The organism is Burkholderia sp. E168m22, assembly GCF_001319805.1.
GTDB lineage: Bacteria > Pseudomonadota > Gammaproteobacteria > Burkholderiales > Burkholderiaceae > Burkholderia > Burkholderia orbicola.
This window is the reverse complement of record NZ_BBSK01000140.1, coordinates 1-20,594: the sequence shown is the minus strand read 5'-3', so window position 1 is coordinate 20,594 and position 20,594 is coordinate 1. Positions and strand designations below refer to the sequence as shown.

The following is a 20,594-nucleotide window of genomic DNA, read 5'->3' as shown; positions in this document are numbered from 1 at the left end:
AGAGCATCGTCGTCACCGTCATGGCAAGGCGTTCGGCACCGGCGCTCACGCCGATTGCGTGGACGCCGGCGCAGCCGCTTCGGCATCGGGCTCGCGATCGTCCCGATCGTCTTCCACCGAGCGCGGCGACAGCCGGCCGCGCAGCAACGCGTAGTAGAACTGCCGATACGTGCGGTGGTAATAGCGAATGCGCGGCGCGATCGCACCGTGCAGATCGTGCAACCGCTCGATCGGCAGGCTCGGCATCATGTGATGCTCGACGTGATAGTTGTTGCCGTTCGTGAACCACGTCATGAACGCGTTGCTCTCGATCGTCCGCGTGTTGCGGAACGGATCGGTACTCGTCAGGTCGCAGCGATAGTGCTCCGGCATTTCGACCAGCGCATGCACGGGCGCGGCGACGAACACGAGCGGCACGACCCACACCCAGACGACGCACCACGTGTGCAAGGCGAACGACAGCGCGGCCAGCAGCGCGATCGCCGCGGCCATCAGCAGATAGTCGCGGCGGATCGCGCGCGACACGAGCGCGTTGTCGCCGAAGCGCGCGCCCGGCACGACGAGCTTCGCGACGTTCTTCGCGAACTGGATATAGTGCGCGGCCATCGACAGCCGCCAGGCCCACAGCCCGACATTGACGACGGGGCTCGCGCCGTACTGGTCGCCGTAGTCGAAGAACTCCTTGTTCTCCGGCGTGCCGAGCAGCCGGTGATGACGCAGGTGGCTGTCCTGGTACGCATGGAACGACACGAGCATCGGCATGCCGAGCAGCACGCCGAACACCATGTTCAGGCGCTTGCTGCGAAACCCCTGGTAATGCAGCGCCTGGTGCTGCAGCTCGACGCCGTGCGCATACATCGCACCGATCAGCAGGATGCCGACGATCTTCAGGATCACGAGCGCCGACAGCGCGAACATCATCCCGTGCGCGATGAGCGCTGCGTAGACCACCAGCTTCAGCGAGAAGACCACGCCGCTCGGGCGGCTCTTCATGTCTGCAACCGGTTTCGATCGGGCGACAAGCGATGAGGTGACGGACAAGACGCTCTCCTTGAGCCGGGCCCTGCCCGGCACGATGACGCGGCGACGCTGGCGCGCTGCCGGGATGCAATTCTTCTGTGAGTCGATGTTTCGGACAAACGAATTTTCCGAACGCATTGCATGACGCACGCGCATGAGCGCACCACATCGTGAACTAGACGACCGGTCGAATGAGACCGACCAGTCACCTAGGACTGGCTCACAGAGATAACGAACGTGTGCTGCCCCGAGTGGATGCGCTCCGCTCATGCATAGCGTGCATAGATTCCGTTTGTCGCGGCGAATCGATCCGGCAAGAATCCACCTCACTCGACGAACGGCGCCGCCGGCACCGTGGCGCGAGCGGCCGTGTTCCTCAAGGGGAGAATCCTCGTGACGAAGTACGCATCCACCATTCACCGCCTGATCGAATCGCTCGAGGACGTGGCGGGCGCCATGCATCGCATGACGTTCGTCGACGACGCGGGCCACGAAGCGGGCATCACGTACCGGCACTTCGCGGAAGAGGTTTTTCGTCAGGCCGGCGCGCTGCGCGAGCTCGGGGTACGCGAGAACGATCTGGTGATGCTCGCGCTGCCGGCGTCGGTCGAGCATGCAGCCGCGATGATGGCCTGCGTGATGACCGGTGCACTGCCCTGCACCGTGCCCGTTCCCATGCGGCGTGCGGCGGCCGGGAGACAAGTGGCGGACGTCGCGTGCGAGCTGTACCGGCCGCGCCTCGTGGTTGCCGCGGACGCGCAAGCCGCGGCCTGGCGCGACGATGCGTTTCCCGCGGCCGCCACGCGCGTGGTCGATCTCGCGACGCTATCGAGCGCGGCCGACGCCGGCGCGCGCGCGCTGATCAGTTCCAAGAGCGGCCGCGATCCGCATCATGTTCAGCTCACGTCCGGTTCGACGTCGCATCCGAAGGCCGCGGTGCTCAGCCACGAGAACGTGATCGCGAACGTGCTCGGCATCGGCGGATCGGTGCGCTTCGACATCGCGGCCGGCGACGGCACCGCGTCGTGGCTGCCGCTCTATCACGACATGGGGCTGCTCACGCTGCTGTCGAACCTGCATTACCGCGCGCCGCTGCTGATGATGCAGCCGAACAGCTTCATCCGGAATCCGCTCGGCTGGCTGAAGCGCATCGCGTCGGCGCGCGCAACGACGACGTCGGTGCCGACCTTCGCGCTGCGCTACTGCGTGCGCCGCTTCAACGCCGCCGCGATGGACGGCGTCGATCTGTCCGCGTGCCGCAACATCTTCATCGGCGGCGAACGCGTGGACGACGCGACGCTGCGCGATTTCGCCGCGACATTCGCGCCGTACGGGCTGGCAGCGTCGGCGCTGCAACCGTGCTACGGGATGGCCGAATCGACGCTCGCGGTATCGATGCATCGCGCATGGCACGAAGGCGCGGTCGACGGCGCGCCGTACGTGATCGCCGATACGCTCGACCGGCGCGCGCTGATCGAGCGCCGCGACGCGCAGCCGGCCGCCGCGAACGACGGCCAGGACACAGAGACCGAAACGGTGCTCGCGATGGGCACGCCGATCGACGGGATGGCGTTCCGCATCCTCGACGACGGCGGCCATGCGCTGGCCAACCGCGCGGTCGGCGAAGTCGCGATCCGCGGCACGTCGGTGATGCTCGGCTACCTGAACCCCGACGACGGCACGATCGCCGCGCCGCTGACGGCCGACGGCTGGTTCCGCACCGGCGACATCGGCTACGTCGCGGACGGCCAGCTGCATATCCTCGGCCGCAAGAAGGAAGTCATCATCATCCGCGGCAGCAACTATTTCCCGCACGAGATCGAGGAAGCGCTGGCGTCGCACAGCGCGCTGCGCAAGAGCACCTGCATCGCGTTCGGCCTGCCCGATCCCGAAACCGGCACCGAGCGGCTGGTCGTCGCGATCGAGGCGCGGCCCGTCGACGCGACGCCGCAAACGCGCACCGAGTGCCAGCAGTTGCTCGCGTCGCGCATCGGCTTCGCCGCGCAGGATCTGTGTTTCGTCGAGCCCGGCTCGCTGCCGCGCACGACGAGCGGCAAGCTGCAACGCCTGAAGTGTCGCGATCTCTATGCGAACGGCGCGCTGCCCGTGATTCCCGCGTCGGCCGCCGTCGAAGCAGTCCAGGGAGCGTTCGCATGACGGCCTCGTCCCTCGCCCCGGTGCTCGAACTGCGCGACGTCACGCGCACATACGAAGGCGCGGGCCGCGTCGTCGCGGTGCGCGGCGCGACGATCTCGATCGGGCAGCGCGACGTCGTCGCGCTCGTCGGGCCGTCGGGCAGCGGCAAAAGCACGCTGCTCAACCTCGCCGGCTTTCTCGACGTGCCGACGAGCGGCGAACGCTGGCTCGAAGGCCGCCGCATCGACGACGCGCCGGACACGCTCGAACGAATTCGCCGCGAACGCATCGGCTTCGTATTCCAGCAATTCAACCTGATTCCGGTGATGTCGGCGCTCGAAAACGTCGAGCTCGGCTGCTTCGCATGGGGCACGCCGCGCACGCGGCGCGAACGGGCCCGCGCGATGCTTGATGCGGTGGGGCTCGCCGCGCGCGAGCGGCACCGCCCCGGCGAGCTGTCCGGCGGCGAGCAGCAGCGCGTCGCGCTGGCCCGCGCGCTCGCCAAGGAGCCGGCCATCGTGATCGCGGACGAACCAACCGCGAGCCTCGACAGCACCAACGCGCGCGCGGTCGCCGAGCTGATCCTCGACACCAACCGCACGCTGGGCACCGCCTTTCTGATTGCGTCGCACGACGATCGTCTGTGCGCGCACCTGCCGCGCCGCATCGAGATGCGCGACGGCGTACCGGGAGTGAATCGTGAACTGGTCGACGTTTGCGTGGCGTAACCTCTGGCGCAACCGGCGCCGCACCGTGCTGACGATGGCGATGATCGGCGTCGCCGCGTTCGCGTCGAGCCTCGCGCTCGGCTACGTGATCGCAACCTTCGACGCGGTGCGCGAAGGGTCGATCGACAGCGGCGTCGGCCACGTGCAGGTGCTGCACCACGGCTATCTCGACCTGATCGGCGAACGGCCGCTGCAATACGGACTGACCGCGGACGAGCAGGCCGCCGCCACGCAGGCGATTGCAAAGCTGCCCGGCGTCGCGACGACCGCGCGCGGCATCGACTTCGACGGGCTCGTGTCGAACGGCGATCTCAGCTACGGCTTCGTCGGCGAAGGGATCGAGCCGAATCGCGAGCCGCCCGGCTTCTTCGACTATCACACGGTGCTGTCGGGCCGCTATCTGTCGCCGACGAACGCCGGCACCGAAGTCGTCGTCGGCGCCGAACTCGCGCGCAAGCTCGGCGTGCACGTCGGCTCGGTCGTGCAGTTGATGGCGTCGACCGCGCACGGCGGCATCAACGCGACCGACGCGCAGATCGTCGGCGTGATGAGCACCGGCAACAAGGACGTCGACGAACGGATCGTCAACGTGACGTTCACGGCCGCGCAGGCGCTGCTGCGCACCGACCGCGCGTCGCGCATCGCGGTGTTCCTCGAGGACACCGCCGGCACGCCGGCCGCAGCAGCAGCGCTGCGCGCGGCGCTGCCGACGCTCGACGTGAAGACCTGGGATCAGCTCGTGTCGCTCTATCACCAGGTCGTCGCGCTGTACAAGAACCAGTTCTCGGTGTTCGGCGCGATTCTCTGCGTGACGATCCTGCTGTCGATGAGCAACTGGATCCTGATGAGCATCGTCGAGCGGCGCCGCGAGATCTCGACGCTGCGCGCGCTCGGCGTGCCGGCCGCCACGGTGCGCGGCGTGCTGATCCAGGAAACCGCGCTGCTCGGCCTGCTCGGTGCGGCCGCCGGCATCGCGCTCGCGCTGCTGACGATGGTCGCGCTCAATCACGCGCAGATCCACCTGCCCGCACCACCCGGCCGCGTGAAGCCGATCCTGCTCGAATTCACGGTGTCGCCCGTCGCCGTGGCCGCCGTCGAAGCCGCGTTCGTCGTGCTCGGCGTGGCCGCGGCGCTGCTCGCGACGCTCGGGCTCGCGAAACGCAACATCCTCGAAGGACTCGCCCCATGAATCGCATTCGCCTCACGTTCGCCGCATTCGCCGCGCTCGTCGCGTGCGCGCCGCTCGCCGCGCAAGCGGCCGACGCGCCGGCGGCCCAGACCATGCTCGCCCGCGCCGACGCGTATCGCAGCACGGCCGCCGATACGCAGACGAACATCCAGATCACCAACGAAGTCGGCGGACAGTCCGGCGACGCGACGCGCTATCTCGTCTACACGCGCGGCAACGGCGACACGCTCGCGCTGACGCGCAGCGGCGAGAACGACGGCCAGAAGTACCTCGCGACGACGCGCGGGCACTGGTTCTACGTGCCGAACACGCGCAGCGCGGTACGCATCAACGGGATGCAGCGGCTGCAAGGCGAAGTCGTGATCAGCGACATCACGCGCACGCACTGGGCCGACAGCTATCGCGCGACGGCCGCGCCCGGCACGACGCCGATCGCCGGCAAGCCGGCCACCGAGCTCGACCTGACCGCGACCGATCCCGACAACGTCTACCCGACGATCAAGCTGTGGGTCACGCCCGATACCGACGTGCCGGTGCGCGCGCAGTTCTTCCTGGCGAGCGGCCTGCTGTTTCGCAGCGCCGATTTCTCCGCGCCGGTCGACGCGAACGGCCGCAAGGTGATCCGCAAGATCACGTATCGCAACGAGGTCGAGAAACAGCGCGCAAGCGTCGTCGACATCCTCGACGGCCAGCCGCGCAAGATTCCGTCGGGCTGGTTCAATCCCGACACGCTCGCCGATGGCCAGTGAGTACGACGCCGATGCCGACGCTCATCGTGACCGCCTCCATTCATCGCCCGAACGCGCCCGCCGCGGCTGGCCCGGTGTCGCGCTTGCCATCCCGCTCGCGCTCGGCTGCACGCTCGCGCACGGAGAATCGCTGATGGACCAGCTCGGCACGCTCAACGGCATCGGCTACGCGCGCACCGTCGACAGCATGGACGGCCGCGCGCTGCTCGGCCGCCTGATCGGCGATTCGCCGCGCAATCAGCAGGAAGCCGGCCTGCTCGCGCGCATCGACGGCGAGAACCTGTTCGCGAATGCGCGCGTGGTCGCGAGCAACCACTCGCTCGGCGCGCAGGCGAGCCGCTTCAACGAAGCCGGCGTGCGCTACGCGTTCGACAACGGCATCACGCTCACGGCGGGCAAGCGGATCGATACGCTCGACACGTCGCAGGCGTTCTTCCCGCTCGGCTTCTTCCAGAAGCGGGCCGCGACGGCCGACATCTACGATCGCTACGGCGACGTCGAAGGCACGCCGCTCGTCGAAGCGAAATGGGCCGGCGAGCAGACCACGCTGCAGTTCATCGCCGGCGAGAACCGCACGCTGCGCAACGACGTCGACAACCGCGACGTGCAGGGCGCGACGCAGCTCGTACGCGGCGCCTACAACTGGTCGGGCGGCTCGGCCGCGCTGCTCGCCGGCCGTCACGCGGGCCGCGGCGGCACCGGCGCGACGCTGTCGTTCGACGTCGCGCGCTCGAACACCGTCTATGCGAGCGCGTGGGTCGAGCGCGGCACGACGCGGCCGCTGCCGGCCTTCATCGCGAACGGCACGCCGCTCGATACGGCCGCCGCGTACGACGCCGTCGATCGCCGCAACGATCGCCAGTACATGTGGCGCAGCGCGCTCGGCATGCAGAGCGCGCTGCCCGGCAACCTGTCGCTGATCGTCGAGTGGTCGCACGACGAAGCGCGTTACGACGCGAGCCAGTGGCGCCGAATGGTCGGTGCGGTACAGGCGAACAACGCGCTGCTGCCCGTCGCGCCCGGCGCGGCGCTGGCCGGCCTCGGCGGCACGGCCAATTTCGTGAGCGTCGACGGCAGCCTGCGCGACTACCTGTTCGCGCGGCTCGGCAAGAAAGTCGGCCGCATCGAGTATTCGCTGCGCGGCGTCTATTCGCCGCAGGACAAGGGCCTGCTCGCGATCGCGCAGGTCGTCGCCGACGTGAATCAACGCGTGAGCGTCGATGTCGCGCTCACCCACGCCTTCTCCGACAGCCAGTCCGAGTACCGGATGGTCGGTCTCGGCACCCGCATCGACGCCGCCGTGCGCGTGCGTTTCTGACAGGAACCCTGCCATGTCCACGCTTTCCGCCCCCGGCCCGCTCGCACCGTCGCTGCTCTTGCGCGTGGCCGATCAGGCCGCGTATCCGGTACTGCGCCACCTCGATGCGATCGGCACGCCGCCGCATGCGGCGGCCCGGCTCGTCGAGGCTGCCGCCGTGCGGCTGCTCGACAGCGAGATGGTGATCGCACTGCGCTCCACGGCACCGGACGTGCTGCCCGACGCGTCCGCGTCGACCCCGCTGCGGCATGACGAGGCGCCGCTCACCGAAGCGCTGCTCGAGCAGATCGGCCGCGAAGGGTTTCATCACCTGTTCAAGCCGTTCATGCGCGCGTTCATCCGCATCATGTTCGGGCTGTTCTTCTCGGACGACCAGAATCGCCGCGCCTGCGAGTGCATCGACGCCGGCCACAACTTCGCGTTCCTGATGAGCGACGGCGGCGGACCGACGCTCGCTGCCTGGCGCACGGTCGTGCGCAGCGACGACAACGGCCTCGCACTGACCGTCGACAAGGTGTGGGGCATCGAGGCGCATCGCGACTGCATGGCCGTCGTCGCCGCGCGCTTGCCCGGCGTGATGTTCCCGGCCGCCTACCTCGTGTGGCCCGACGAATACCGAAAGCTGAAACGCTCGACCTGCGGCGCGCCGTTCCTCGCGGGCAACCTGCAGCTCGCGAACGTCGGCGGCCAAGTGCGCGTCGCCGCCGAGGACCGGCTGCGGATCGGCGGCCCGACCGTATTCAACAAATACCTGACCGTCGTGCGGCCGTACTTCGTCCGCGCGCTGATGGCGCACGTCGGCTGGCTCGAGCGGACCGGCCGCGTCGAACTCGACGCCGATGCGCGCGCCGTGCACCGCTTCATCGCGGACGCCGCGCGCAGCCAGACCGACGATGCGCACTACAGCTTCGGCAAGGTGCAGCGCGTGCTCGCGATCAAGCTGCTGTCGAACGAGTTCCTGAGCGCGCTCGTACGCGACGGCAAGGTGCCGCTGTTCGACGACCAGCGCGACCTGCTGGCGTTTTCGAAGATGGAAGGCAGTTCGTACCGTTGTTATCACGAGCTTCGCAAGAGCCTGCGCTGCGAAGCCGGCAGTTGACCCACGCGACAGGCCGATCGATCCCGATCAAATCCACTCAACTTCAGGAGCTCCCCTCATGACGACCCAGAACGTTCCGGCCGACGCGCTCGACATCCTGTCCCGCGAAGTCGCGAAGATCCTCAACGTCGAAACCGTCGACACGGACGCCGGCATCGGCGAACTCGGCATCGATTCGCTGAACATCGTCGAGCTGATCGTGTTCTGCGAACAGCTTTACGGCTCGATCGATCCGGAAGCGCTGAACATCACGCAGTACACGACGCTGCAACAGCTCGACGCGCAACTGCGCAGCCAGCAGCACGCGGCCTGATACGGCGATGCTCGCGCCCCTTGCCCCCGTGGCGGCCGCCGCCGTCCAGCCGGCCCCGGCGACCGCGCTGACCGTGCAGGCGCTCGCGTACCGGCGCGTCGCGCCGTCGCGCGACGGCGCGGCCGTGCCGCTCGACGATACGGCCCGCGCGATCGGCACGCTCGCGTGCGCCGAACGCGAGCGGCTGTGCGGTGCGATCGGCGCGGACGACTACGTGGTCAGCTCGACGATCCTGTCGATGCTGCTGATGAACGATTCGCCGCAGCATCGCGTGTTCGCGCAGGCCCTTGCCGGCGCGAACGACTACACGCCCGACTGGATGACCTGCTCGTACGAATGCGCGGGCTGGGGCTACGTGCTGCGCCGCGCGCTCGCGACCGCGGCGGAAACCGGGCCGCGCACGCTGCTGCTGCAGATCGTCGACGTCGACGTGCACGGCTACACGTACTGGCACGGCAATCCCGCCTGGGGGCGCTCGGGCTTCGGCGTCTGCACGCTGCTCGTCGACGTCGGCCGCGAACCGGCGCAGTCGGTCATCGCGGACGCCGCGCCGCCGGCCAGCGCGGTCGTGCGGCTCGGCCGCGACATCCGCACGTTCTGCGCGGCGCGCCCCGGCCTGCACGCGGCGCTGCCGTTCTTTCCGGCCACGTCGCGCCGCGCGCTGCTCGCGTCGGTCGGCAAGACGCCGCTGCTGCCGGACGGCCACGGCGTGTTCGGTCATGCGTTCGGCAGCGACCCGTGGCTGTCGGTGCTGCTCGCGCACCGCGACGGCGACACGCCGCGCCGCGCGGCCGTCTGCTCGCTCGCGCTGAACGGCTATTACGCGATCGCCGACGTCGCGTTCGCGCCGGACGCGACGTTTTCTCTCGACGGCGAGGCGTGACATGGTGCGACCCGTTCACTTCACCTACCGGATCGAGCGCGACGCGCGACAGCCCGTGGCGGTCGCGGCCAGCGCGTACCGGATGCCGCTCGACACGCCGGCCGACTATGCACGCGCCGCGCTCGCGGAAGCGGCCGGCGATGCGTACGACGCGGGCAATACGTCCGACGTGGCCGGCGGCGAGCGCCGCGTGCTGCTCGACCATGTCCAGTATTTCGCATTCCTCGCGGAAGTCACCGCGCGGATTCGCGACGCCGTGCATCCGGATGCCCGCCTGTTCATCGAGGTGTGCGCACCGTACTTCGGCGCGCTGCCGGCCGAACTGCTTGCCCCGCACGTGCTGCTCGGCGTGCACCTGTACGACGAAGCATTGCGCGACGCATCGCGCGGCGCGCCGGTCGTGTGGATCGGCGACCGCATCCTGCGCGATGCGGAATTCGCCGGCGACAACCGCGTGTGCTGCGCGATCTGGCCCGCGCGGCTCGCCGATGCGTTCGACGCGCAACTGCGCGGCGCGTGGCCGTCGTTCGCGATCCGTCTCGAACCGCACCCGGGCGCGTCGCGCGCCGCCGCCCCGTTTACCGATTCCGCCCATCATTCCGGCGCCGCCGCGCGGCCGGGGAGACCCTGACATGAATGACACGCTTACCGTGATGCAGGACACGGCCGATATCCGCTGGTCGATGCCCGTCGACGCGCTGATGTCGAACGACTACGCACTGCGCGAAGAGGCGCTGAACCGGCTGTACGAGAAGGCGAAGGCCGCGCAGTGGGACGTCGCGACCGACGTCGACTGGAGCCACGACCTCGACCCGGCGAACCCGCTCGGCATGCCCGACCCGACGCTGCTGATCTACGGCACCGAGCTGTGGGGCAAGCTCGCGGACGCCGACAAGCGCGAGGTGCGCCATCACGCGCAGGGCTGGCTGCTGTCGCAGATCCTGCACGGCGAGCAGGCCGCGCTGATCTGCGCGTCGAAGCTCGCGTCGGCCGAGGACGGCCTGAGCGCGCGGCTGTGCGCGGCCGCGCAGATGATGGACGAAGCGCGCCACGTCGAGGCGTACGCGAAGCTCGTCAACGAAAAGCTCGACGTCAGCTACCCGATGAGCCGCTCGCTGAAGGGGCTGCTGCACGACACGATCACGAGCAGCGCGCTCGACATGACGAACCTCGGGATGCAGGTGCTGGTCGAGGGCATCGCGCTGTCGATCTTCCAGAGCGTCGTCGCGTACAGCACCGATCCGTTCATCAAGGACCTGTTCCTGCGAATCCAGCGCGACGAAGCACGCCACTTCGCGGTCGGCCGGATCACGCTGTGCCGCGTGTATGCGGAGATGAGCTCGCACGAACTGCGCGAGCGCGAGGAGTTCATCTGCGAAGGCGCGGCCGTGCTGTACGAGCACCTGTGCGCGGACGACATCTGGGAACCGATGGGGCTGTCCAAGCGCGAATGCAGCGCAATGGTGCGCGAATCGCCGGTGTCGAGCTCGATCCGCCGCTCGATCTTCCGGCGCCTGGTGCCGACGATCCGCGAGATGGGGCTGCTCACGCCGACCGTGCAGGCGACCTTCGAAAAGCTCGACGTCCTCGACTACGCGGCGATGCCGCTCAACTGAACCATGACGACGACCTCCTCCCAAGCGTCACGCGATTTCTGGATCGGCATCGACGCGGTGGCGTACGAGCTGCCGGGCCCGCCCGTCGATATCGAGGCCTGGGCCGCCGAACGCGACTATCCGGCTCAGCGGGCGGCCGCGATCGCGCAGTCGGGCAGCCGCTATTTCCACATGGCGCTCGACACGAGCGAGACCGATCTCGCGATCGCGGCGGTCGGCCGGCTGCTCGACACCGCGCGCGTGCATCCGTCCGACGTCGGCGCGATCGTGCACGTCCACACGCAGCAGTTCAGCGTGCCGCCCGCGCCGCGCAGCCTGCCGCACGAAGTGGCCGCGCAATTCGGCATCGAGCCGCTGTGGCTCGGCTCCGTCGCGCAACTGAACTGCGTGTCGGTCGCGGCCGGCATCGAGACGGTTCGCGCGCTGATGCGCCGCCATCCGCAGCTCGACGCGGCGCTCGTCGTGTCGTCCGACCGCGTGTACGGCGAGGATTACCGGATGCGGCAGATGACCGGCGTGCAGTGCGACGGCGCGGCCGCGATGCTGATCGCGCGCAACAGCACGAAGAACCGGCTCGGCGGCATCGCGATCGAGACGCACGCGAAATGGCATCGCGGGTCGGACACGGTCGCCGCGAACGAGGCCGACCTGATCATGATGGAGTGGCCGTACACGCGCCGCGCGATCGACGCGGCCGTCGCGCTCGAGCCGCATGCGCTCGACGCGTACGACCTCGTGCTGCCGCACAACGCCGACCTGCCCGGCTGGAACGCGCTGTGCCGCGCGATGCGCGTGCCCGCCGAGCGGCTCTACGCGGACAACATCCATGCGCGCGGCCACGCGTGCTGTTCGGATTTTCCGATCAACCTGGCCGACGTCGGGCTCGATGCGCTCGCGCATGGCCGGCGCGTGCTCGGCGTGATGCAGTCGAACTGCGGCGCGTATGCGGCCGCCACGCTCCATCCGGTGGGCCGCCATGACGCCTGAGCGCCCGCTTCCCGCCACCGCCGATCACGCGTGGATCACCGATCTGCGCACGCCGTGCTACGTGTACGAGCCCGAGATCGCGATCGCCCGCTACCGGTCGCTGAAGGCGCGGCTCGGCACGCGGCTGATCGTGTCGCTGAAGGCGAACCCGAACCAGGACATGCTCGCGCGCTGCGCGCATGCGTACGACGACGGCGTCGAACTCGCGAGCCGCGGCGAACTCGACGCGGTGATCGGCCGGATCAAGACGCCGCGCTACCTGAACAATCCGTCGATGGACGAGATGTTCATGCGGGCGGGGCTCGCGTCGCGCTGCCATTTCGTGCTCGACAACCCGGACGCGGTCGCGCGCTTCGTGCCGCTCGCCCGCGAAGCGGCGGCCGGCGGCAGCACGCCGGGCGCGGTGCTGCTGCGCGTGAATGCCGGCGCGCTGGCGGGTGAACAGGCGCGCGCACCGTGGCACGACCACTTCGGGATGACGCCGAACGAGGCGCACGACGCGGTGCGCACGCTCGCGGCTGCCGGCCTGCCGGTGGCCGGGTTGCACGTCTTCTCCGGCCCGCATTCGTTCATCCGCCAGGACCCGACGCAGCCCGACACGCTCGTGTTGCCCGAATTGCTCGCCGCGCTGGCCCGCGATCTCGCACCCGCCAACGGCGCGCCGCTCGGTTCGTTGAGCCTCGGCGGCGGTTTTGCCGACGATCACCCGGGCGATGCCGCGTTCGACCGCTATGCCGCCGCGCTCGCGCCGCTGGCCGGCCCCTATTCGCTCGCGCACGAATCGGGCCGCGCGATCTTCGCCGATGCGGGCGTGTTCGCGACGCGCGTCGTCGCGGTGAAGACATGGCAGGACCGCACGATCGCCGTCTGCGACGGCGGCCTGTCGCATGCGTTCCTGCTCGCGCAGACCGAATCGGTGATGCGCCGTCTGGCCGCGCCGTCGCTCGTGCGCCGCACGCCCGCGCCGCCGCCGCGCGGCGTGCCGACGCTCTACGTCGGCAGCACCTGCAGCCGCGCGGACGTGATCGGCCGCGACGACGCGGGCGCGCCGCCGCAGGTCGGCGACATCGCGGTGTTCGAACGCTGCGGCGCGTATCACCGCACGTACTCGATGGCGCATTTCCTGTCCCACGAAGCCGCGCACGTGTACGTGCGGCCGGCCTAAACCCGAGGAGCCGATCATGAACGCATTGATCAGCATCGCCGACCTGCTCGAACACGGCGCCGAGCGCTGGCCGCATCATCCGGCGTATGCCGACGGCGACGGCACCCTGACTTACGATCAGCTCGCCCGCGCGGTCCGGCGCGCCGCCGCCGTACTCGCGGCGCGCGGCGTGCGGCCCGGCGAACGCGTCGCGATCTACGCGCCGAAGCGCGTCGAAACCGTGGTCGCGATGCTCGCGGCCAACGCACTCGGCGCGATCTTCGTACCGGTCAATCCGCAGTTGAAGGAAGCGCAGATCGAACACATCGTCGCCGACAGCGGCGCCGCGCTGTTCGTGACCGGCGCGCAGCGGCTCAAGCGCCTGCCGGCGCTCGCCGCGCTCGTCGGCGCGCGCACGCTGCTGATCGAGGAACTGGCCGATGCGATCGACTCGCCGGGCACCGATACGCCGGCATCAGCATCGGCAGCGGCCCCCGCCGGCCGCCCGGTCGACGACGATCCGGCTGCGCTGCTCTATACGTCCGGCTCGACCGGCAAGCCGAAGGGCGTCGTCGTGTCGCATCGCAACCTGGTGTCGGGTGCGTTCAGCGTCGCCGCGTATCAGCAGCTCGCCGAAGACGACGTCGTGCTCGGCGTGCTGCCGCTCAGCTTCGACGCGGGCCTGAGCCAGCTCACGACCGCGCTGGCGTCCGGCGCGTGCTACACGCCGCTCGACTTCCTGCAGCCGGCCGAGGTGCCGCGCCATTGCGACGCGTTCGGCGTGACGTCGATCACCGGCGTGCCGCCGCTGTGGATGCAGATCGCGTCGGCCGGCTGGAGCGACACCGCACGCACGCGGCTCCGCCGCTTCGCGAACACCGGCGGCCATCTCGCGACGCCGCTGCTGCACCGCCTGCAGGCGCTGTTCACGCAGGCTTCGCCGTACCTGATGTACGGGCTGACCGAGGCGTTCCGCTCGACCTACCTGGCGCCGGCCGACGCGGCGCTGCGCCCGACGTCGATCGGCAAGGCCGTGCCGAACGCGGAGATCCTCGTGCTGCGCGCCGACGGCAGCGAATGCGCGGCCGACGAACCCGGCGAGCTCGTGCACCGCGGCGCGTTCGTCACGCTCGGCTACTGGAACCGGCCCGAGCTGACCGCGCAGCGCTTTCGTCCGCTGCCGCGCCGGCACGGCGAGATTCCGCGCCCGGACGTCGCCGTGTGGTCGGGCGACATCGTGCGGCGCGACGCGGACGGTTACCTGTACTTCGTCGCGCGCGGCGACGACATGATCAAGACCTCCGGCTATCGCGTGAGCCCGACCGAGGTCGAGGACGTGCTGTTCGCGCTGCCGCACATCCGCGAGGCCGCGGTATTCAGCGTCCCGCACCCGGCGCTCGGTGAAGCGATCGCCGCGTGCGTCGTGTCGACGCTCGACGCCGACGCGTGCCGCGCCGACATCGCCCGCGCATGCCGCGACGCGTTGCCCACCTACATGAACCCGCTCGTCGTCGAGCCGCTGCCGACGTTGCCGCGCAACCCGAACGGCAAGATCGACCGACCCGCATTGAAAGCGCAGTATCGCGACGCGTTCGCGCGCCCGAACCTCGAGGAGACCGCAGCATGAGCCTGTCGACGCTCGATGAAACCTGTGTCGGCGCGCCGCGCGTCGCCGCGCCCGGCACGCTCGCATTGTCCGGCGGTGTCGTGGTGCTGCCGCCCGCCGTCGTGTTCAGCGCAATCCAGGCGCAGGAGCGCCACCCCGGCTACCGGCACCTGCTGCTGCCGCAGGCGCGCTTTGCGCGGCCGCGCGGCATGGGCGCGCTGACGCCCGACGAAGGCACGCGCCTCGCGCCGGGCGGCCGGCCCGCGCTGCGCGTCGCACCGCCCGGGCGCAGCCTCGCCGATCTGGCCGCCGACGCGGCGCTCGACCTGCGCGACCAGCTCGGCTCCGGCGCGCTGGCCCGCACGACGCACGTGATCGTCGCCAGTTGCGCGCTCAACGAAGGGATCGGCGACTCGGTCGTCGGCCGCATGCAGTACGAACTCGGGCTGCAGCGCGTGACGCCGTTCGCGCTCGGCCAGAACGGCACGCTCGGCTGGTATTCGGCGCTGATGCTGCTCGACGGGCTGCTGCTCGACGAAGGCGACCAGGCGCTCGTGATCCTCAGCGACAAGTGGCTCTACCCGTTCTTCCGCCAGTTCGGCGACCTGGTCGGCTACGGCGACGCGGCCGCCGCGCTGCTCGTGTCGCGCGCGGGCCCGGCGCCGGAACCTGCGGCGTGGGGCGGCGTACGGTCCGTCGCGCTCGAATTCGGGCCATCGATCACGGACCCGTGGGCCGATGCGCCAACCGCGCTGCGCGACACGCTCGCGCCGGTCGCCGCCCGCGCGATCCGCCGCGCGCTCGAACAGGCCAACTTGCGCGCGAACCAGATCGACTGGTGCGTGCCGCCCGGATTCGATCCCGGCTTCGCGGCGCGCGTGGCCGACGCCGCGTCGATTCCGGTCGCCGCGCGCATCCAGCACGACGGCTCGGGCCATCTGTCGTCGGCCGAATCGGCCGCCGCGCTGATCCGGCTCGCGGGCGCGCTCGACGAAGGCGAGCGCCGCACGGTGCTCGTGTGGGACGCGGCGCTGCATGGCGCGGCGGCCGCCGCCGTGGTCGACCTGGCCGGCGGCCTCGACGCCGCACTCGATATCGAAGGAGACGCATGATGAGCGCATACAAGGTAAGCCTGCGCGAACTGCGCTTCTTTCTGTGGGAACTGTTCGAGGCCGACAAGCGGTTCCTGGCGGAACACGGCCTGTACGGCACGCACGATCGCGCGTCGATCGATGCACTGCTCGAACGCGCACGCGATTTCGCGCTCGACCTCGGGCGCAGCTACCAGCAGGCCGACGTCGAGGGCTGCACGCTGCTCGACGACGGTCAGGTACGAATTCCTTCGCATTTCCACGCGCTGTGGGCGCGCTTTCGCGACGAATGGTCGAACACGCTGTTCGGCACCGCGCACGGGCTGCCGCCGATCGTCACGCAGATGATCTACGAGATGTTCATGGGCGCGAACCCGTCGTTCATGACCTACGGCGGCTTCACGCGCCCCGCGGTCAAGCTGCTGCAGATGCACGGCACGCCGCACCAGAAGGCGCTGATCGCACCGCTCGAAGCGTACCGCTGGGACGCGTGCTTCTGCGCGACCGAACCGCAGGCCGGCACCGACCTGACCGCCGTGGCGCTGCGCGCGACGCCGCTCGAACGTGATATCTACGCGATCGACGGCGAGAAGGTGTACATCTCGGCCGGCATGCACGAACTGACGGAAAACACGCTGTATTTCGTGCTCGGCCGCATCGATACCGCGTCGCCGGATTCGTTCTCGCTGTCGTGCCTCGTCGTGCCGCGCTTCTGGCCCGACGAGGAAACCGGCGAGCTGCAGCCGAACCACGTCGACTGCATCGGCCTGCCGCGCAAGATGGGGCTCAAGGGCTGCGCGAACACGCATCTCGTGTTCAGTTCGAACGGCACGACGAAAGGCTGGCTGCTCGGCGGCCGGCGCAACGTCGGCCTGCTGCAGCTGATGCCGCTGATGAACCAGGCGCGCATGAGCACCGGGATGTTCGGCGTCGGCGTCGCGTCGAGCGCATACCTGCACGCGGTCGAGTATGCGGGCCGCCGGCTGCAGGGCCGGCCGATCGAGCGCGCATCGAACACCCACGCCGCGCGCGTCGCGATCGTCGAGCACGCGGACGTGCAGCGCATGCTGGTCGACATGAAAAGCCGCGTCGACGGCTGCCGCGGCCTGCTCGGCAAGCTCGCGGCGACCGCGACGCGCGCGGCGATGCTCGAAGCCACGCCCGACGCCGACCCGGCCGAGATCGAGCGCCATCGCAAGCTGCAATTGCTGCTGACGCCGATCTGCAAGGCGTTCATCTCCGACCAGGCGTGGCGCATCTGCGAAACGGCGATCCAGGTGCATGGCGGGCTCGGCTATACCGACGCGAGCCCGGTCGAGCAGAACGCGCGCGACGTGAAGATCCTGTCGATCTGGGAAGGCACGAACTACATCCAGGCGCAGGATCTCGTGCGCGACAAGCTCGGCTTCGGCCGCCATTCGCGGCTGATCCAGTACTACCGCGACGAACTCGACGCGTTCCTCGCGCAGCAGCATCACGCCGGCACGCATGCGGAACTGCGGCCGCTGTTCGATGCGTTGCGCGTGGGCGCCGACCGGATCGCCGCCGCGCTCGACGACATCGCCCGCGACGTGCAGGACGGCCACACGCATCGCAGCAGCCAGTTCTACACGCGCTTTCTGGAGATGTTCGGCGTGGTCACGTCGGCGTGGGTGCTGCTCGAATCGGCGACGATCGCCGCGCGCCGGCTCGATGCGCCGGACACCGCCGACGCGCCGGCCGAGCTGGCGTTCTATCGCGGCAAGCTGAAGAGCGCGCGCTACTACTTCGCGAACGTGCTGCCCGTCGTCGATCAGCACGCGGCCGTGATCGCCGCGATGGCGCACGCGGCGATCAGCGTCAGCAGCGACGAACTCGCCGCGGTGGAATGACATGGACACGACACTCGACTCCAGCATCTCCGCCACCACGACCGCGACCGGCGCTGCGCCGCGCAACCTGCTCGGCCGACCGACGACGCGCCATCGCGGCACCGATATCGACGGCGCGACGCTCGACCCCGAAGCGCTGCGGGTGCGCGATCTCGACCTGAACGCGCTGATCGGCGCGACGACGTTCGAAGGCGCGCTCGCGCATCTGTGGTTCGACGTCGCGCCGGGCAGCACCGACCATCGCGCGCACGAGGCGACGATCGCCGCGCGGCTCGCGGCGTTCGCCGATGCACTGGCGCCGGGCTCGGTCGCCCAGTCGGTCGCCGCCGACCTCGGCGCGGCGGGCGTCGCGCCGGTGTTCGCGGCCGCGTCCGGCCTGCTGCGCGGCCTGGACGACGTGACCGACCGCGCGCGCGGCCCGGCGCCCGACGATGCCGATCTCGACACGATGCTGCTGTGCGCGGCCGCCGCGCCATTCCTGCTGCATGCGGCGATCGAGGGTCGGCCGTTCGCGGCCGGCACACCCGCCCGCGGCGGCACGGCGCTCGATGCAGCGCAGACGCAAGCGCAACGCATGCTCGTGCTGACCGGCGCGACGCGCGGCGATGCGCCGGCGCAAGCGGCGATGGACATGCTGCTCGTCGCGTGGCACGCCGGCTTCGGCTACATCACGCCGACCGTGCTCGCGCCACGCGTCGCGATCGGCACCGGCGTCACGCTGACGCAGGCGATCGCGTCCGGCTTCCTCGCGAGCGGGCCGTCGCACGTCGGCGCGGCACTCGAAGCGATGCAGTGGCTCGCCGCGCTCGCGCGGTCGATACCGGGCGGCACCGACGCGCCGGCCGCCGCGCTCGATGCGGCAGGCCGCGCGGCGATCGATGCGGCGCTCGACGCGAAACGCACGCTGTACGGCTTCGGCCATCCGCTGTTCGTCGCCGATCCGCGTCCGCCGCACATGCGCGGCCGGTTCGCGGCGAGCGGCTTCGACGGCGCGTACGTGACGTTGTTCGACGCGTGCTGCGCGCAGGCCGACGCGCGCCGCGCGCTGCGGCCGAACATCGATTTCCTGACCGCCGCGACGCTGCTCGAACTCGGTGTCGCCGCGCCGTCGTGGGGCGTCGGCATCGGGCTCGGCGCGCGCATCGCGGCGATGGCCGCGCATGCGGTGGAACGGCGCCGCCGCCCGGCGTTCGGCGTCAACAGCGCGACCGCGCGACGGCTGCTGGCCGCCGTGCCGGTCGGCTGGCTGTGAACCCTCACCCTTTTCGCACAAGGAACGTCATGCTGCTCAAGAACCTGCGCCCGGCGAACGACTACGATCGCTTCGCCACCGAAACGCTCGAACCGTGGGACCTGCTGTTCATCAGCCGCATCCGCCAGCTGGCGCGCGGGATGACGGCCGGCACGCTCGCCGACATCGGCACGGCCACCGGCGTCGTGCCGGTGCGGCTCGCGACCGATCCGGCGATGCGCGGCTGGCGCTACGTCGGCATCGACCTCGATCCGGCGATGCTCGACGAAGGCCGCCCGCGCATCCACGAACTCGGGCTCGACGACACGATCGAGATGCGCGTCGGCGACGCGCTCGCGCTGCCGTTCGACGACGGCACGCTGACGATGGCGGTCGGCCGCGCGACGCTGCACCACCTGCCCGACAAGGCGCTCAGCCTGACCGAGATGTACCGCGTGCTGGAGCCGGGCGGCATCGCGCTCGTGCACGACATGCGCCGCGACGCGCCGCAGCACCTGCTCGACCGCTTCACCGAGATGCGCGCCGCTGCCGACTATCCGCCGACCCACGTCGAGGAAAAGATCACGCTCGACGAAGCGCATGCACTCGTCGCCGAGGCCGGTCTGGCCGAAGTCGCGTCGATCTACAGCCCGAGCATGGGGCTCGGCGCGCTCGGCTTCGAAATCCTGCTGAAGAAACCGGCGCTGGCCTGAGCGATGACCGATCTCGCCTTCCTCGCCGCGCATGCGGCCGTGCGGCTCGGCGCCGACGACGTGCACTGCGCGCCGGTCGCGCCCGGCGCGACGCTGCCGCTGTGCGTGACGCCGCGCAGCGCCGAACTCGCGACGTCGCCGGAGATGTTTGTCGCATGGTACCGCTCGCGGCTCGACACGATCGACACGCTGCTCGACGCATGCGGCGCGCTGCTGTGGCGCGGCTTCGCGGTGCCCGACACCGCCGCGTTCGGCCGCCTCGGCGCGCTGTATCCGGCGCACGCGAACGGCTATACGGCCGGCGCCGCGCCACGCAAGCAGATCGACGGCCAGGTCTATGAATCGACCCGCATGCCGCCGCCGTTCAGGATCGGGCTGCATCAGGAGATGGCCTACATGCCCGCGTTTCCGCGCCTCGTCGCGTTCTACTGCCGGCAGCCGGCCGACGCGGGCGGCGAGACGCCGATCTGCGACATGCGGCGCGTGACCGCGCGCGTGCCGGCCGCGCTGCGCGCGCGGTTCGCCGAACGCGGCGTGATGTACCTACGCAATTTCGCGGCGCCGGGCGACCGCGCGGATGGTCTCGCCGCGAACCCGAACCTGCCGTTCGCCGCGTACCACCGGCCGTGGGACGACGCATTCGGCACGACCGAGCGCGACGAAGTCGAGCGGCTGTGCGCCGAGCGCGGCGTCGGCTGCCGCTGGCTCGACGACGGCAGCGTGACCGTATCGCACGTCGGCAGCGCGCTGCGCACGCATCCGCGCACCGGCGAGACGGTGTGGTTCAACCAGGCGAGCGCGCAGCACCCGAACCCGCGCTCGATGGGCGAGCTCAGCTATCGCTACCTGCAGCGCATGTACGGCGCGCGCGCCGCGTTCCCGTACGAGATCCGCTACGGC

19 protein-coding genes are annotated in these 20,594 nt (G+C 70.1%); 18 read left to right on the top strand and 1 reads right to left on the bottom strand.

Features of this window, described 5'->3' with window-relative positions:
* Window positions 1-45: 45 nt before the first annotated feature.
* Window positions 46-993: a fatty acid desaturase gene (locus tag AP428_RS31365; RefSeq protein WP_054928612.1), complete on the bottom strand. Its 948-nt coding sequence runs from the start codon at window positions 991-993 to the stop codon at window positions 46-48.
* A gap of 420 nt (window positions 994-1,413) precedes the next feature.
* Here AP428_RS31365 and AP428_RS31360 point away from each other — a divergent pair, with 420 nt between their 5' ends.
* The 18 genes from AP428_RS31360 to AP428_RS31275 form a co-directional block, all read left to right on the top strand.
* Complete coding sequence (locus AP428_RS31360) at window positions 1,414-3,177, top strand: fatty acyl-AMP ligase (RefSeq protein WP_226292103.1); 1,764 nt, start codon at window positions 1,414-1,416, stop codon at window positions 3,175-3,177.
* A complete protein-coding gene (locus AP428_RS31355) occupies window positions 3,174-3,884 on the top strand; it encodes an ABC transporter ATP-binding protein (protein ID WP_054928611.1) in 711 nt (236 codons plus the stop codon). The genes AP428_RS31360 and AP428_RS31355 overlap by 4 nt, the downstream gene beginning before the upstream one ends.
* Window positions 3,856-5,073, top strand: a complete 1,218-nt coding sequence (locus AP428_RS31350; protein WP_054928610.1) for an ABC transporter permease — start codon at window positions 3,856-3,858, stop codon at window positions 5,071-5,073. Before AP428_RS31355 ends, AP428_RS31350 begins: the two co-directional genes overlap by 29 nt.
* Window positions 5,070-5,822 (top strand): outer membrane lipoprotein-sorting protein, encoded by a 753-nt coding sequence (locus AP428_RS31345; RefSeq protein WP_054928609.1) that lies wholly within the window; start codon window positions 5,070-5,072, stop codon window positions 5,820-5,822. The genes AP428_RS31350 and AP428_RS31345 overlap by 4 nt, the downstream gene beginning before the upstream one ends.
* Window positions 5,812-7,140 (top strand): hypothetical protein, encoded by a 1,329-nt coding sequence (locus AP428_RS31340; RefSeq protein ID WP_054928608.1) that lies wholly within the window; start codon window positions 5,812-5,814, stop codon window positions 7,138-7,140. Before AP428_RS31345 ends, AP428_RS31340 begins: the two co-directional genes overlap by 11 nt.
* Before the next feature lie 13 nt (window positions 7,141-7,153).
* The gene (locus tag AP428_RS31335) at window positions 7,154-8,239 is read left to right on the top strand and encodes a hypothetical protein (RefSeq protein WP_054928607.1); all 1,086 of its coding nucleotides are present in this window, start codon (window positions 7,154-7,156) and stop codon (window positions 8,237-8,239) included.
* A 58-nt stretch (window positions 8,240-8,297) separates the two neighbouring features.
* Window positions 8,298-8,552: an acyl carrier protein gene (locus AP428_RS31330; RefSeq protein WP_006481176.1), complete on the top strand. Its 255-nt coding sequence runs from the start codon at window positions 8,298-8,300 to the stop codon at window positions 8,550-8,552.
* Window positions 8,553-8,559: 7 nt separating this feature from the next.
* The gene (locus AP428_RS31325; protein ID WP_054928606.1) at window positions 8,560-9,435 is read left to right on the top strand and encodes a hypothetical protein; all 876 of its coding nucleotides are present in this window, start codon (window positions 8,560-8,562) and stop codon (window positions 9,433-9,435) included.
* A 1-nt stretch (window position 9,436) separates the two neighbouring features.
* Window positions 9,437-10,066 (top strand): hypothetical protein, encoded by a 630-nt coding sequence (locus AP428_RS31320; RefSeq protein WP_054928605.1) that lies wholly within the window; start codon window positions 9,437-9,439, stop codon window positions 10,064-10,066.
* A 1-nt stretch (window position 10,067) separates the two neighbouring features.
* Window positions 10,068-11,051 (top strand): ferritin-like domain-containing protein, encoded by a 984-nt coding sequence (locus AP428_RS31315; protein ID WP_034176080.1) that lies wholly within the window; start codon window positions 10,068-10,070, stop codon window positions 11,049-11,051.
* 3 nt (window positions 11,052-11,054) lie between these two features.
* Window positions 11,055-12,038 (top strand): 3-oxoacyl-ACP synthase, encoded by a 984-nt coding sequence (locus AP428_RS31310; protein ID WP_012337010.1) that lies wholly within the window; start codon window positions 11,055-11,057, stop codon window positions 12,036-12,038.
* Window positions 12,028-13,203 carry a PLP-dependent decarboxylase gene (locus AP428_RS31305; RefSeq protein WP_054928604.1) on the top strand — a complete coding sequence of 392 codons (1,176 nt, stop codon included), beginning with the start codon at window positions 12,028-12,030 and terminating at the stop codon, window positions 13,201-13,203. The genes AP428_RS31310 and AP428_RS31305 overlap by 11 nt, the downstream gene beginning before the upstream one ends.
* 16 nt (window positions 13,204-13,219) lie before the next feature.
* Complete coding sequence (locus AP428_RS31300; protein WP_054928603.1) at window positions 13,220-14,809, top strand: acyl-CoA ligase (AMP-forming), exosortase A system-associated; 1,590 nt, start codon at window positions 13,220-13,222, stop codon at window positions 14,807-14,809.
* A complete protein-coding gene (locus AP428_RS31295; protein ID WP_011549199.1) occupies window positions 14,806-15,900 on the top strand; it encodes a hypothetical protein in 1,095 nt (364 codons plus the stop codon). The genes AP428_RS31300 and AP428_RS31295 overlap by 4 nt, the downstream gene beginning before the upstream one ends.
* Window positions 15,900-17,750 carry an acyl-CoA dehydrogenase gene (locus tag AP428_RS31290; RefSeq protein WP_054928602.1) on the top strand — a complete coding sequence of 617 codons (1,851 nt, stop codon included), beginning with the start codon at window positions 15,900-15,902 and terminating at the stop codon, window positions 17,748-17,750. Before AP428_RS31295 ends, AP428_RS31290 begins: the two co-directional genes overlap by 1 nt.
* Window position 17,751: 1 nt before the next feature.
* Entirely contained in the window at window positions 17,752-19,002 is a 1,251-nt protein-coding gene (locus tag AP428_RS31285) for a citrate/2-methylcitrate synthase (protein ID WP_054928601.1), read from the top strand.
* Window positions 19,003-19,031: 29 nt separating this feature from the next.
* Window positions 19,032-19,694, top strand: coding sequence for a class I SAM-dependent methyltransferase (locus tag AP428_RS31280; RefSeq protein WP_054928600.1), 663 nt, complete (start codon window positions 19,032-19,034; stop codon window positions 19,692-19,694).
* Between the two features lie 3 nt (window positions 19,695-19,697).
* Window positions 19,698-20,594, top strand: an 897-nt coding sequence (locus tag AP428_RS31275; RefSeq protein ID WP_054928599.1) for a TauD/TfdA family dioxygenase, incomplete at its 3' end; no start/stop codon positions are given.